This is a genomic window from Rhodobacter sp. Har01 (assembly GCF_020564565.1).
In the GTDB taxonomy this organism is placed as follows: Bacteria; Pseudomonadota; Alphaproteobacteria; order Rhodobacterales; family Rhodobacteraceae; genus Pseudogemmobacter.
Window position 1 is genome coordinate 443350 of the sequence record NZ_JAJCTD010000001.1, and the last position, 14581, is coordinate 457930.

The 14581-nt window shown below is 67.2% G+C and carries 13 protein-coding genes; all 13 read left to right on the forward strand.

The features are described from left to right. Positions 1-130: 130 nt before the first annotated feature. The 13 genes from LHP98_RS02130 to LHP98_RS02190 all read left to right on the forward strand — a co-directional run bounded on the left by LHP98_RS02130 (position 131) and on the right by LHP98_RS02190 (position 14578). Entirely contained in the window at positions 131-2287 is a 2157-nt protein-coding gene (locus tag LHP98_RS02130; protein WP_227250843.1) for an AMP-binding protein, read from the forward strand. Further along, positions 2284-3108, forward strand: coding sequence for an ABC transporter ATP-binding protein (locus LHP98_RS02135; protein WP_227250844.1), 825 nt, complete (start codon positions 2284-2286; stop codon positions 3106-3108). Before LHP98_RS02130 ends, LHP98_RS02135 begins: the two co-directional genes overlap by 4 nt. 65 nt (positions 3109-3173) lie before the next feature. Further along, positions 3174-4223: a branched-chain amino acid ABC transporter permease gene (locus tag LHP98_RS02140; protein ID WP_227250845.1), complete on the forward strand. Its 1050-nt coding sequence runs from the start codon at positions 3174-3176 to the stop codon at positions 4221-4223. A gap of 3 nt (positions 4224-4226) precedes the next feature. After that, entirely contained in the window at positions 4227-5303 is a 1077-nt protein-coding gene (locus LHP98_RS02145) for a branched-chain amino acid ABC transporter permease (RefSeq protein ID WP_227250846.1), read from the forward strand. Between the two features lie 74 nt (positions 5304-5377). Next, positions 5378-6658 carry an ABC transporter substrate-binding protein gene (locus LHP98_RS02150; RefSeq protein WP_227250847.1) on the forward strand — a complete coding sequence of 427 codons (1281 nt, stop codon included), beginning with the start codon at positions 5378-5380 and terminating at the stop codon, positions 6656-6658. A 70-nt stretch (positions 6659-6728) separates the two neighbouring features. Continuing rightward, positions 6729-7550 carry an ABC transporter ATP-binding protein gene (locus LHP98_RS02155; RefSeq protein ID WP_227250848.1) on the forward strand — a complete coding sequence of 274 codons (822 nt, stop codon included), beginning with the start codon at positions 6729-6731 and terminating at the stop codon, positions 7548-7550. Positions 7551-7567: 17 nt separating this feature from the next. Further along, positions 7568-8737: a phenylacetate--CoA ligase family protein gene (locus tag LHP98_RS02160; protein WP_227250849.1), complete on the forward strand. Its 1170-nt coding sequence runs from the start codon at positions 7568-7570 to the stop codon at positions 8735-8737. A gap of 8 nt (positions 8738-8745) precedes the next feature. Next, positions 8746-9927, forward strand: a complete 1182-nt coding sequence (locus tag LHP98_RS02165; protein WP_227250850.1) for an acetyl-CoA C-acyltransferase — start codon at positions 8746-8748, stop codon at positions 9925-9927. 3 nt (positions 9928-9930) lie between these two features. Continuing rightward, positions 9931-11073: an acyl-CoA dehydrogenase family protein gene (locus LHP98_RS02170; protein WP_227250851.1), complete on the forward strand. Its 1143-nt coding sequence runs from the start codon at positions 9931-9933 to the stop codon at positions 11071-11073. A gap of 14 nt (positions 11074-11087) precedes the next feature. Beyond that, the gene (locus LHP98_RS02175) at positions 11088-12152 is read left to right on the forward strand and encodes an enoyl-CoA hydratase/isomerase family protein (protein ID WP_227250852.1); all 1065 of its coding nucleotides are present in this window, start codon (positions 11088-11090) and stop codon (positions 12150-12152) included. 2 nt (positions 12153-12154) lie between these two features. Then, entirely contained in the window at positions 12155-13048 is an 894-nt protein-coding gene (mmsB, locus tag LHP98_RS02180) for a 3-hydroxyisobutyrate dehydrogenase (protein ID WP_227251532.1), read from the forward strand. After that, positions 13045-13818: an enoyl-CoA hydratase gene (locus tag LHP98_RS02185; protein ID WP_227250853.1), complete on the forward strand. Its 774-nt coding sequence runs from the start codon at positions 13045-13047 to the stop codon at positions 13816-13818. The genes mmsB and LHP98_RS02185 overlap by 4 nt, the downstream gene beginning before the upstream one ends. Positions 13819-13822: 4 nt before the next feature. Beyond that, a complete protein-coding gene (locus tag LHP98_RS02190; protein ID WP_227250854.1) occupies positions 13823-14578 on the forward strand; it encodes a 3-hydroxyacyl-CoA dehydrogenase in 756 nt (251 codons plus the stop codon). The last annotated feature ends 3 nt before the right edge of the window (positions 14579-14581 follow it).

The following is a 14581-nucleotide window of genomic DNA, read 5'->3' on the forward strand; positions in this document are numbered from 1 at the left end:
GTTACATTTCGTTGGAATCCGGACATAGTGGCGCAAAGGTTCGCCGCAAGGTTGAACCGCAGGACCCGACCCGGCAGCAAGACCGGGCAGGGACGCGCCCTTTGAGGAGAGGGCGAAAGGGAGGATACGCATGACGGAGACGCAGCCCGCCGAGGGCCTGGTGTCCATTCCAGCGCTTCTGGCGCGGAACGCGCGAGAGCGGATGGACCGGCCGGCCTATCGGGAAAAGGAATTCGGCATCTGGCAGTGCTGGACCTGGCAGCAGGCGCATCAGGAGGTGCGCGCGCTGGCCATGGGTCTTTTGGCACTGGGGCTGAACCGGGGGGATTTCGTCGCCATCGTGGGCCGCAACCGGCCGTCGATGTATTGGTCGATGGTGGCTGCGCAGATGTGCGGCGCGGTGCCGGTGCCGCTGTATCAGGACGCCGTGGCCGAAGAGATGGCCTATGTGCTGGACCATTGCGGCGCCCGTTTCGTGATCTGCGGCGATCAGGAGCAGGTGGACAAGGTCATCGAGGTGCAGGACCGCATCCACCACATCGAGCAGGTGGTCTATGTCGACAAGCGCGGCATGCGGAAATACGACCACAGCCGCATGAACGCGCTGGCCGACGTACTGGCCGAAGGCCGCGCGGCGCATTTCCGGTTCGAATCGGAACTGGACGCCCGCATCGCCGAACTGACCTACGACAGCACCTGCGTGATGCTCTACACCAGCGGCACCACCGGCAAGCCCAAGGGCGTGGTGCTGTCGAACCGCAACATCATCGAAACCGCCAAGGCCTCGGTCGCCTTCGATCACCTCGGGCAGGACGAGGAAGTGCTGGCCTATCTGCCGATGGCCTGGGTGGGCGACTTCATCTTTTCCATCGGGCAGGCCATGGTCGCGGGGTTCTGCGTGAACTGCCCGGAAAGCCCGGCCACCATGCTGACCGACCTGCGCGAGATCGGGCCGACCTACCTGTTCGCCCCGCCGCGCATCTTCGAATCCATGCTCACCAGCGTGATGATCCGGATGGAGGACGCGGGCGACCTGAAGCACGCCCTGTTCAAGCATTTCATGGAATTCGCCAAGGGCACGGGCGAGACCTACGGCATGCCGCGCTATCGCAAGCAGCAGTCCAAGCCCACGCTGCGCCGCCGCCTGCGCTGGGCCTACCGCTTTGCCATGGGCATCGGCTTTGCGGTCGAGACCATCCTGGAGAACGCCGTCCGCGGCTTCTTCGTGCGCCTGCGCCACCCGATCGAGGCCCGCAAGTACTTCAAGGCGCGCGGGCCGCTCTTGAACCTCTATCCCCAGCCTTGGCGCGATTACTTCAGCTACCGCACCGGCGAGGTGCTGGTCTATGGGCCGCTGAAGAACACCCTGGGCCTCAGCCGCATCCGCGTCGCCTATACCGCCGGCGAGGCGATCGGCCCCGAGATCTTCGAATTCTACCGCTCGATCGGCATCAACCTGAAGCAGCTCTACGGCCAGACCGAGGCCTCGGTCTTCATCACCCAGCAGCCCGACGGGCAGGTGCGGTCGGACACCGTGGGCGTGCCCTCGCCGGGCGTCGAGGTGAAGATCGCCGACAACGGCGAGGTGTTCTACCGCAGCCCCGGCACCTTCGTGGAATACTACAAGAACGCCGACAGCACCGCATCCACCAAGGACAGCGAGGGCTGGGTCGCCACCGGCGATGCGGGCTTCTTCGAGCCGGGCACCGGGCATCTGCGCATCATCGACCGGGCCAAGGATGTGGGCAAGATGGCCGACGGCGCGCTGTTTGCCCCGAAATACGTGGAAAACAAGCTGAAATTCTTCCCCGACATCCTGGAGGCCGTGGTCTTCGGTGCCGGCCGCGACCGCTGCTGCGCCTTCATCAACATCGACCTGAACGCCGTCGGCAACTGGGCGGAACGCAACGCCATCGCCTATTCCAGCTATCAGGAGCTGGCCGGGCATCCGAAGGTCTATGCGATGATCCGCGCCCATGTCGAGGAGGTGAACCGCTCGCTGGCAGCCGACCCGATCCTGTCGTCCTGCCAGGTCCACCGCTTCCTGATCCTGCACAAGGAACTGGACGCCGACGATGGCGAGTTGACCCGCACCCGCAAGGTTCGCCGCAACATCATTGCCGAGAAATACGCCGATCTGGTGGCCGCGCTATATGGCGGGGCGAAAACCATCGCCACCGAAACCGAGGTCACCTACGAGGATGGCCGCAAGGGCCACATCCGCGCGACGCTGACCTTGGCGGATGCCGAAGTGGTGCCGGTCGCAGAGCGGAGGGCGGCGGCATGAACGCGGAAACCCCGGTCGAAGCCATCCCCACCGCCGACGACCGCAAGATCGGCCCGGTGCTGATGGAGATGAAGCACATCACCCTGCGCTTTGGCGGGGTGAAGGCGATCACCGACATTTCCTTCGACATCCGCGAGGGCGAAATCCGCTCGATCATCGGGCCGAATGGCGCCGGCAAGTCGTCGATGCTGAACGTGATCAGCGGGTTCTACGTGCCGCAAGAGGGCGAGGTCTGGTTCCGCGGCGCCAGGCGGCCGCAGATGAAGCCCTATCAGGTGGCCCGCCAGGGCATCGCCCGCACCTTTCAGAACATCGCGCTGTTCGACGGCATGAGCGTGTTGGACAACATTATGACCGGCCGGCTGACGCTGATGAAGACCGGGCTTGCCGCCCAGTCCCTGTGGTGGGGCAAGGCGCAGCGGGAAGAGACCGAGCACCGCGAAAAGGTCGAGAAGATCATCGACTTCCTGGAAATCCAGGCGATCCGGAAAACCCCGGTGGGCCGGCTGCCCTATGGCCTGAAGAAGCGGGTGGAACTGGCCCGCGCGTTGGCGGCGGAACCGATGCTTCTGCTGCTGGACGAGCCGATGGCCGGGATGAACGTCGAGGAGAAAGAGGACATGTGCCGCTTCATCCTGGACGTGAACGACGAGTTCGGCACCACCATCTGCCTGATCGAGCACGACATGGGCGTGGTGATGGACCTCTCCGATCGGGTGGTCGTGATGGATTACGGCAAGAAGATCGGCGACGGCACCCCGGACGAGGTGCGCGGCAACCAGGCAGTGATCGACGCCTATCTGGGGGTGGCCCATGACTGACGCCCCAATGACCGACGCCCCCATGACTGACGCCGCCATGACCGACGCCACGGAGGGCCGCGCCCATGCCTGACACCGTCTTCTTCGCGCTGGAAGTGATGCTGAACGGCCTGATGGCCGGGGTGATGTATGCGCTGGTCGCGCTGGGCTTCGTGCTGATCTACAAGGCCAGCGGCATCTTCAACTATGCCCAGGGCGTGATGGCGCTGTTCGCGGCGCTGACGCTGGTGGGCCTGCTGGACGGGCAGGTCCCGTTCTCGCACCTGATCAATGCCATTTTCGGCACCGACGTCCACCACTTCCCCAGCGGCCTGCGAGATCTGTTTGCGGCCGGCGAGGGCGCGTCGGGGTTCACCGCGATGCTGGGCCGCATCCTGGGCATCCTGATCCCGGTCCTGCTGACCGCCGCCGTCATGGTCGTCCTGGCCTGGGCGGTGCAGAAGCTGGTGTTTCGCCACCTGGTCGGCCAGGCGCCGATCATCCTGTTCATGGCCACCATCGGGCTGGCCTATTTCCTGGAGGGCTTCGGCGACCTGATGTGGGGGTCCGACATCAAGGCACTGGACGTCGGCCTGCCCAAGGGCATCAACGAGACACTGGAACGGGTGACCAACGAGGCGTTCGGCTACGGCTTCTTCATCGACAACCTGGACATCGTCGCGGCCATTGTCGCGGCCATCCTGGTGGTCACGCTGACGCTTTACAGCCAGTATTCCCGCCAGGGCCGGGCGCTGCGGGCGGTGGCCGACGACCATCAGGCCGCGCTGTCGGTGGGCATTTCGCTGAACTACATCTGGGTTCTGGTCTGGTCGATCGCCGGCATCGTGGCGCTGGTGGCGGGCATCATGTGGGGCTCGAAATCCGGGGTGCAGTTCAGCCTGTCGCTGATCGCGCTCAAGGCGCTGCCGGTCTTGATGCTGGGCGGCTTCACCTCGATCCCCGGTGCCATCGTCGGCGGGCTGATCATCGGCATGGGGGAAAAGCTGTTCGAGTTCTTCATAGGCCCGCTGGTCGGTGGCGCCACCGAGAACTGGTTCGCCTATGTGCTGGCGCTGGTCTTCCTGGTCTTCCGGCCGCAGGGCCTGTTCGGCGAACGCATCATCGAGAGGGTCTGACAGATGCTTTACCGCGAAGCCGGCGATTTCAAGACAAGCTACGCCAGCGACAGCCAGACCTTCCCGATCCGCTTCGACCGCTGGCGCTACTGGGCCGTGGTGGCGGTGGCCTTCGGGGTGATCCCCTTCGTGATCGACGACTACTGGGCCAATGCCGTGGCCGTGCCCTTCCTGATCTATGCCATTGCCGCCATCGGGCTGAACATCCTGACCGGCTACTGCGGTCAGGTCAGTCTGGGGACGGGGGGCTTCATGGCCGTGGGGGCCTATGCCTGCTACAAGCTGATGACGGCCTTCCCCGAGGTTTCGGTGCTGATCCACGTCCTGCTGGCGGGGGGCGTCACGGCCTTGGTCGGCGTGCTGTTCGGCCTGCCATCGCTGCGGATCAAGGGTTTCTACCTGGCCGTTGCCACCCTGGCCGCGCAGTTCTTCCTGGTCTGGCTGTTCAACAAGGTGCCGTGGTTCTACAACTACTCGGCTTCCGGCCAGATCACCGTGCCCGAGCGCACCATCCTGGGCGTCGCCGTCACCGGGGCCAACACCCCGGCCTGGGCGAAATACCTGTTCTGCCTGGTGCTGCTGTTCGTGCTGGCCTGGGTGGCACGCAACCTGACCCGTGGCTCGGTCGGCCGCAAGTGGATGGCGATCCGCGACATGGACATCGCGGCCGAGATCATCGGGGTGAACCCGCTGACCACCAAGCTGTCGGCCTTCGCGGTGTCGTCGTTCTACATCGGCATCGCCGGCGCCTTGTTCTTCGCCGTCTACCTGGGCGCGGTCGAGGTGGGCGAGGCCTTCGGCATCCAGAAATCCTTTGTCGTGCTGTTCATGATCATCATCGGTGGTCTTGGCTCGATCTTCGGCAGCTTTGCCGGTGCAGCCTTCCTGGTGCTGCTGCCGGTGCTGTTGAAGAACGTCCTTGTCGGTCAGCTGGGCTGGGCCACCGATCTTGCGGCCCATGTCGAACTGATGATCGTCGGCGGGCTGATCGTGGCCTTCCTGATCTATGAGCCGCACGGCATCGCCCAGCTGTGGAAGCTGGCAAAGGAAAAGCTCCGGCTCTGGCCCTTCCCGCACTAGGGCGGGCCGCCCAACCACAAGACCGGCAGACCAGCCGGCACGCCTCAAGTTCAACCCCTCGGGAGGAGACCCAGATGAGAAAGACCCTGACTGCCCTGGCCCTGGTGATGGCGGGTGCCGTGCCGGCGCTGGCCGACATCGTGGTGCCGAACCTCAGCTACCGCACCGGCCCCTTTGCCGCCAACGGCATCCCCTATGCCGACGGCTTTGCCGACTACTTCACCCTGCTGAACGAGCGTGATGGCGGCATCGGCGGCGAGAAGATCCAGGTCCCGGAATGCGAGACCGCCTACAACACCGAAAAGGGCGTCGAGTGCTACGAGGCGACCAAGGGCACCGGCGCGGTGGTCTACAACCCGCTCTCGACCGGCATCACCTATCAGCTGATCCCCAAGGTCACCGCCGACGGCATCACGCTGTACACCCCGGGCTACGGCCGCACCTCCTCGGCCAACGGCAAGGTCTTTGCCAATGTCTTCAACTACCCGGCCAACTACTGGGACGGGGCCTCGATCATCATCAAGAACATGCTCGAACAGGAAGGCGACAGCCTTGAGGGCAAGAAGATCGCGCTGATCTACCACAACTCGGCCTACGGCAAGGAGCCGATCGCCACGTTGCAGGCGCTGGCCGCTAAGCACAGCTTCGAACTGGTGGAAATCCCCGTCGATTCGCCCGGCCAGGAGCAGAAGTCGCAGTGGCTGCAGATCCGCCGCGACAAGCCCGACTATGTCATCATGTATGGCTGGGGCGTGATGAACGCGGTGGCCATCCAGGAGGCCGTGGCGATCCAGTATCCGATGGACCATTTCTACGGCATCTGGTGGTCGGGTTCGGAAAACGACGTGGTGCCCGCGGGCGATGCCGCCAACGGCTACAAGATGATCAGCTTCCACGGCACCGGCGCCGACTATCCGGTCTATACCGACCTGAAGAAGTACGTCTATGACGCCGGCAAGGCGGCAGGCGACGGGTCGAACCCGGGCAACGTGCTGTATTCCCGCGGCATGTATGCGGCGATGGTCATCTCGGAAGCGATCCGCAAGTCGCAAGAGATCGCGGGCCATGCCGCGGTGACGCCGGCCGAGGTGCGCGATGGCTTCGAGGCGCTGGACCTGACCGAAGCGCGGCTTGCCGAACTGGGCCTGCCGGGCTTTGCCCAGCCGATCAAGGCCACCTGTGACGACCATGGCGGTCCCGGCACGGCGATGATCTTCCAATGGGACGCGGCGACCAAGAAGTGGAACGCCGTCTCCGATTGGCTGGGCGCCGATACCGAGGTGATCGACCCGCTGGTTGCCGCCGACTCGGCTGCCTTCGCGGCGGAAAACGCCATCACCGAGCGCTGCAACTGAGCGCACGCGACCGCTTCCCCGGCCCGTTCAGGGCCGGGGTTCCCCGCACTTTTCCTGACTGGGGCATCCCATGCTCGACGCCGGCAAGACCGAGACCCTGCTTGAGGTCAACAACATCGAGGTGATCTACAACCATGTGATCCTCGTCCTGAAAGGTGTCAGCCTGTCGGTCCCCAAGGGCGGCATCACCGCGCTTCTGGGCGGCAACGGCGCGGGCAAGACGACCACGCTGAAAGCCATTTCCAACCTGCTGCATTCGGAACGCGGCGAGGTCACCAAGGGCCGCATCACCTATCGCGGCGAGCGGGTGCAGGACCTGTCGCCCGCCGATCTGGTGGCGAAGGGCGTGATCCAGGTGATGGAGGGGCGCCACTGTTTCGGCCACCTGACGGTCGAGGAAAACCTGCTGACCGGCGCCTATATCCGCAAGGATGGCCGGGCCGCGATCGCCCGTGATCTTGACATGGTCTACAGCCATTTCCCCCGGCTCAAGGAACGGCGCAAGAGCCAGGCCGGGTATACGTCGGGCGGCGAGCAGCAGATGGTGGCCATCGGCCGCGCGCTGATGTCGCGCCCCGAGACCATCCTTCTGGACGAGCCCTCGATGGGCCTTGCGCCGCAACTGGTGGAGCAGATTTTCCAGATCGTGAAGGCGGTGAACGAAACCGAAGGCGTGACCTTCCTGCTGGCCGAGCAGAACACCAACGTGGCCCTGCGCTATGCGCATTACGGCTATATCCTGGAAAGCGGCCGGGTGGTGATGGATGGCCCCGCTGCCGAACTTCGGGAAAACCCCGACGTCAAGGAATTCTACCTGGGCGTTTCGGACCAGGGCCGCAATTCCTTCCGCAACGTGCGCAGCTATCGCCGCCGCAAGCGGTGGCTGTCGTGAAGGGGGAGGGCCTTGAGATGACCCATTTCGACGATCTGGAAACCCGGTCGCAAGACGCCCGCGAGGTGGCGCAGTTGGCCGCGCTGAACGCGATTCTTGCCCGCCAGGGCCTGTCGCGGTTGGCCGACGTTGCGGCCATCGCCACGCTGCCGGTCTTGCGCAAGGCAGAACTGTCCGCCCGGCAAAAGGCCCAGCCTCCCTTTGGCGGCCTGCCGGTGGGCGACATCGTGCACTATTTCCAGTCGCCCGGGCCGATCTACGAACCTGGCGGCGTCAGCCATGACTGGTGGCGGATGGGGCGGTTCCTGCATGCGCTGGGGGTCGGGACGGCCGACATCGTGCAGAACTGCTTTGGCTACCATCTGACACCCGCCGGGATGATCTTCGAGAACGGCGCGCGGGCGGTGGGCGCGCGCGTGCTGCCCGCCGGCACCGGCCAGACCGAGTTGCAGGTCCGCGCCGGAGTGGACGTCGGCACCACCGTCTATGCCGGCACGCCCGATTACCTGAAGGTGATCCTGGAAAAGGCCCAGGAGATGGGAGAGCGGATGGCGATCACCCGCGCTGCCGTCTCGGGCGGGGCGCTGTTCCCGTCGCTTCGGCAATGGTACGCCGACCGGGGGGTCACCTGCCTGCAGGCCTATGCCACCGCCGACCTGGGCAATGTCGCCTATGAATCGCCCGCGCTGGAGGGGCTGATCCTCGACGAGGGCGTGATCGTGGAAATCGTCCGCCCCGGCTCGGACCGCCCGGTGCCGGACGGCGAGGTGGGCGAGGTTGTGGTGACCACGCTGAACCCCGACTATCCGCTGATCCGCTTCGCCACCGGCGACCTTTCGGCCATCCTGCCGGGCAGCAGCCCCTGCGGACGCACCAACCGGCGCATCAAGGGCTGGATGGGCCGCGCCGACCAGACCACCAAGATCAAGGGTCTGTTCGTCCGCCCCGAACAGGTCGAGGCGCTGGTGTCGCGCCATGTCGAGATCGCCCGCGCCCGGGTGGTGGCCAGCCGCGAAGGCGAGATGGACGTGATGACGGTGCAGATCGAGACGCGGGCGAACAACCCCGCGCTTTACGAGGACAGCATCGTGGCGACGCTGAAGATGCGCGGCCAGGTGGAACTGGTGCCGCCGGGGGCGCTGCCCAATGACGGCAAGGTGATCGAGGATCGCCGCAGTTACGAATGAGGCAAGGCATGGGGTCGATTGTCATCGTCGGGGCGGCGCGCACGCCCATGGGCGGGTTTCAGGGCGGGCTTTGCGGCCTGACCGCACCGGAGCTTGGCGCCGTGGCGATCCGCGCCGCGCTGGAGCGTGCGGGGGTGGCCGGCGCCGATCTGGACGAGGTGCTGATGGGCTGCGTCCTGCCCGCCGGTCTGGGCCAGGCCCCGGCCCGGCAGGCAGCGCTGGCGGCGGGGGTGCCGGTCTCTGTGCCCGCGACCACGGTGAACAAGATGTGCGGCTCGGGGATGAAGACGGTGATGCTGGCGCATGACGCGCTGCGGGCCGGGTCGGCCCGGGTGATGCTGGCGGGCGGCATGGAAAGCATGTCGAATGCGCCCTACCTCCTGGACCGGGCGCGGGCGGGCTATCGCATGGGGCATGGCCGGGTGCTGGACCACATGTTTCTCGATGGCCTTGAGGATGCCTACGAAAAGGGCCGCCTGATGGGCACCTTCGCCGAGGACTGCGCCGAGGCCTATGGCTTCACCCGCGAGGCGCAGGATGCCTATGCGCTGCAGTCGCTGGCCCGCGCCAGGGCGGCCATTGCCTCGGGCGCCTTTGCCGGGGAAATCGCGGGCGTGACGGTCAAGGCCAAGGCAGGCGACGCCGTGGTGACGGTGGACGAACAGCCCGGCCAGGCCCGCCCCGAGAAGATTCCGCACCTGAAACCGGCCTTCCGCCCCGGCGGCACGGTGACCGCGGCAAACTCCTCTTCGATCAGCGATGGCGCCGCCGCCCTGGTGCTGATGACCGAGGTCGAAGCGCAGGCGCGCGGCCTTGCGCCGCTGGCCCGCATCGTCGGCCACGCCGGCTTTGCCGACCGGCCGGGGCTGTTCCCCACCGCGCCCATCGGCGCTATGAAAAGCCTTTTCGACAAGACCGGCTGGACCGCGGCGGACGTCGATCTGTTCGAGATCAACGAGGCCTTCGCCGTGGTCGCCATGGCGGCGATGCGCGATCTGGGCCTGCCGCCCGAGACGGTGAACGTCAACGGCGGAGCCTGCGCGTTGGGCCACCCCATCGGTGCCTCGGGCGCGCGGATCATGGTGACACTTCTGGCTGCGCTCAGGGCGCGTGGGCTGCGTCGCGGGGTTGCCAGCCTGTGCATCGGCGGCGGCGAAGCCACGGCGGTTGCCGTGGAAATGATGGGATAGGCAATGGATTTCTCGTTGACAAACGAACAGGCGGCGATCCGCGAAATGGCGACCGGCTTTGCCGCGGAGGCCATCGCGCCCCGGGCGCTGGACTGGGATCGCGACCGGCACTTTCCGGTGCCGGTGATCCGGCAGGCTGCGGCGCTGGGCCTGGGGGGGATCATGGTCAACGAAGCCCATGGCGGCAGCGGGCTGGGGCGGCTGGAAAGCGTGCTGATCTACGAGGCGCTGGCCTTGGGCTGCCCGGCGATCTCGGCCTATCTGTCGATCCACAACATGGTGGCGACGATGATCGACCGCCACGGCAGCGCCGCGCAGAAGGCGCAGCTGCTGCCGGCGCTCTGCGCGGGAGAGCGGCTGGCCAGCTATTGCCTGACCGAACCCGGCTGCGGCTCGGATGCGGCGGCGCTGACCACGCGGGCCGACCGCGACGGCGCGGGGTTCGTGCTGACCGGGCAGAAAATGTTCATCTCGGGCGCCGGCGAGACCGACCTTTACGTCGTGATGGCGCGGACCGGCGGGCCGGGGCCGAAGGGAATTTCCGCCTTCCTGGTGGAAAAGGGGGCGGAAGGCCTGTCGTTCGGCGCGAATGAAAGGAAGATGGGCTGGAATGCCCAGCCGACCCGGACCGTCAGCCTGGACCGGGTGAAGGTCCCGGCCGAGGCGATGCTGGGCCCGGAGGGGGCCGGCTTCCGACTGGCGATGGAGGCGCTGGACGGCGGCCGCACCTCGATTGCGGCCTGCTCGCTGGGCGGCGCGCAGGCGGCCTTCGACAAGGCCCTGGCCTACATGCAGGACCGCCGCGCCTTCGGGCACAGGCTCTCTGACTTCCAGGCGCTGCAATTCGCGCTGGCGGAAATGGCGACCGACCTCGAGGTCTGCCGCACCTTCCTGTGGCGCGCGGCCTCGGCGCTGGATGCCAAGGCGCCCGACGCGACCCGGCTCTGTGCCATGGCCAAGCGGCATGTCACCGATGCCGGTTTCGACGTGGCCAACCGCGCGCTGCAGATGCATGGTGGCTATGGATATCTGGCCGACTATGGCGTCGAGAAGATCGTCCGCGACCTGCGGGTGCATCAGATCCTGGAAGGCACCAACGAGATCATGCGGCTGATCATCGCTCGGTCGATCCTGACGGAGGCCTGAGGGTGGGGCCTGAAATGGAAGAGCTGATCGTCGAACGGGTCGGATCGCTGGCGCGGCTGCGGCTGAACCGCCCCGCCGCGATCAACGCGTTGACGCATGGCATGGTGCGGGGGATGGACGCCGCCCTGACCGCGCTGGAGGCCGATCCCGACGTGGCGGCGATCCTGCTGACCGGCGAGGGCGACCGCGGGCTTTGCGCCGGCGGCGACATTCGCAGCCTTTACGAGGCGCCGCGGGTCACCGACGGCCTGTCGATGGCCTTCTGGCGCGACGAATACCGGCTGGATGCCCGCATCGCCCGTTGCGCCAAGCCCTTCGTGGCGGTCATGGATGGCCTGGTGATGGGCGGCGGCATCGGCATCTCGGCGCATGCGGCATTCCGGGTGGTGACCGAGCGGTCGAAAATCGCGCTGCCGGAATGTGGCATCGGTTTCGTGCCCGATGTGGGCGCGACCTGGCTCTTGCCGCGGGCGCCGGGGCAACTGGGCGCCTGGATGGGCCTGACCGGGCGCATCCTGGGGGCTTCGGACGCAATCCTGCTGGGCTTTGCCGACCATTTCCTTCCGGCCGCCAACCTGGGCCTGCTGGTCCGCGCGCTGGCCGGGCTGCCGGCCGATGCGGGGCGCGCCGGCGTCGCCTCCTGCCTTCTGGGCCTGGCCAAGCCTGTCGGCCCGGCCTCGCTTGCACCCCACAAGGCCCTGATCGACCGCTGCTTCCGCTTTGATCGCGTCGAAGAGATCATCGCCGCGCTGCAGGCCGAGCCGGGCGAGTTTGCCGCCGCCACCCTGGCCGACCTGCAGGCGAAATCGCCGACCGCGCTGAAGCTGGCGCTGCGGCTGAACCGGCTGGGGCGCGCGGCCCTGCGGCTGGAGAACGCGCTGGAACTGGAATACGCTGCGGCACGGGCGCTGGTGGTTGGGCATGACTTCTATGAAGGCATCCGCGCGGCGATCATCGACAAGGACCGGGCGCCAAAATGGGCGCCGGACAGGCTGGCCGAGGTCTCGGACGGCTGGGTGGATCAGGCATTGCAGGTGACGGCAGACCGGGTGTTCCCGGCGCAAGGAGGGACGACATGAGCATGACCGTGGGTTTCATCGGTCTGGGCAACATGGGGCTTCCGATGGCCCTGAACTTGGTCAAGGCGGGGTTCCGCGTGCAGGGATTTGACACCACGCTGGCCGCGCGCACGGCGGCCCAGGCGGGCGGCGTGACGCTGGCCGCAACCGCGGCCGAAGCCGCAAGGGGCGCCGAGGCGGTGGTCACCATGCTGCCCTCGGGGCCGATCATGCAGCTGGTCTGGGTCGAGGTTGTTCCGGCGATGACTGCCGGCGCGCTGATCGTCGATTGCTCGACGGTGGACATTGACAGCTGCCACAAGGCGCATGCGATGGCGGCGGCGGCGGGGCTGGTGTCGCTGGACTGCCCGGTGTCCGGCGGGGTCGGCGGGGCCACGGCGGCGACGCTGACCTTCATGGCCGGCGGATCGGGGGAAGCCTATGCCCGAGCCGAACCGCTGCTGGCGGCGATGGGCAAGGCCCGCACCCATTGCGGCGAGGCGGGGGCGGGGCAGGCGGCCAAGATCTGCAACAACATGATCCTGGGGATTTCGATGATCGCCGTCAGCGAGGCCTTCGGTCTGGCCGACCGGCTGGGCCTGTCGCGGCAGGCGATGTTCGATGTGGCCTCGAAATCCTCGGGGCAATGCTGGAGCCTGACAACCTATTGCCCGGTTCCCGGCCCGGTGCCGACCTCGCCCGCGAACAACAGCTACAAGCCCGGCTTCGCGGCGGCGCTGATGCTCAAGGACCTGCGGCTTTCGCAGGCCGCGGCCACGGGCGCCGGGGCGAACACGCCGCTCGGCGCCGCGGCGACACAGCTTTACGAGGCGATGGACAAGGCCGGGCAGGGCAACCGCGACTTCTCGGCCATCTTCGAGGTGCTGACCGGGGTGAAGGGGAGCGCCATGGCATGACCCATGAAACCCTGCTGACCGAACGCCATGGCCGGGTGCTGCTGGTGCGGCTGAACCGGCCCGAGTCGCTGAATGCGCTGAACGCCCAGGTGGCGCGCGATCTGATCGCGGTGACGGCCGAGGCGGACGCCGACGAGGACATCGGTTGTGTGGTGCTGACCGGCTCGGACCGGGCCTTTGCCGCCGGGGCGGACATCAAGGAGATGCTGACGCTGACCTTCCAGGACGTGGCGGCCAGCGACATGTTCGCGGAATGGGGTCTGCTGACGGGGCGCCGCAAGCCGATCATCGCGGCGGTGGCCGGCTATGCCCTGGGCGGCGGCTGCGAACTGGCGATGATGTGCGATTTCATCCTGGCCGCCGACACGGCGAAGTTCGGCCAGCCCGAGATCAAGCTGGGCACCATCCCGGGCATGGGCGGCTCGCAACGCCTGGCGCGGTTCGTTGGCAAGTCCAAGACCATGGAGATGGTGCTGACCGGCCGGCTGATGGATGCGACCGAGGCGGCGCAATGCGGTCTTGTCAGCCGGGTGGTGCCGGCCGACACCCTGGTGGCCGAGGCGCTGCGGGTGGCCGAGGGGATCGCCGGTCTGTCGGCGCCGGTGGTGGCCATGGCCAAGGACGCGGTGAACCGGGCCTTCGAGACCACCTTGGCCGAGGGGCTGGTGGTGGAACGGAGGATCTTCCATTCGACCTTCGCGCTCGACGACCGCGCCGAGGGCATGGCCGCCTTTGCCGAAAAGCGCAAGCCGGCGTTCCGGAACAGGTGAGGCAATGAAGATCGACGGCGTTTTCATCGTCACCGGCGGCGCCTCGGGCCTTGGCCTTGCGACGGCCGAGATGCTGGTCGCCTCCGGCGCTCGGGTGGTGCTGGCCGACCTGAACCCCGAGGCGGGCGAGGCGGCGGCACAGGCCTTGGGCGCAGGGTTCCTGCGCTGCGACGTGGCGTCGGAGGCGGACGGGCAGGCGGCGGTGGCGCTGGCGCAATCTCTGGGCAGCCTGCGCGGACTGGTCTGCTGCGCCGGGATCGCCCCGGGCGAGCGGGTGGTGGGCCGCGACGGGCCGCACCGGCTGGACCTGTTCACGCGGGCGGTCACGGTAAACCTGATCGGCACCTTCAACATGGCCCGCCTTGCCGCCACCGCGATGGCCGGCAATGCGCCCGACGCAGGCGGCGAGCGGGGGATGATCGTGATGACCGCCTCGATCGCGGCCTATGACGGGCAGATCGGCCAGGCGGGCTATGCGGCGTCCAAGGGCGGCGTGGTGGCGATGACCCTGCCGATGGCGCGGGAACTGGCGCGGCACGGCATAAGGGTGATGACCGTGGCGCCGGGCATCTTCCGCACCCCGATGATGGCCGGGCTGCCGCCCGAGGTGCAGGACAGCCTGGGCGCCTCGGTCCCCTTCCCCTCGCGCCTGGGCGAGCCGGCGGAATATGCGGCGCTGGTGCGCCATATCCTGGAAAACCCGATGCTGAACGGCGAGGTGATCCGTCTGGACGGCGCCCTTCGCATGGCCCCCAAGTGAGGT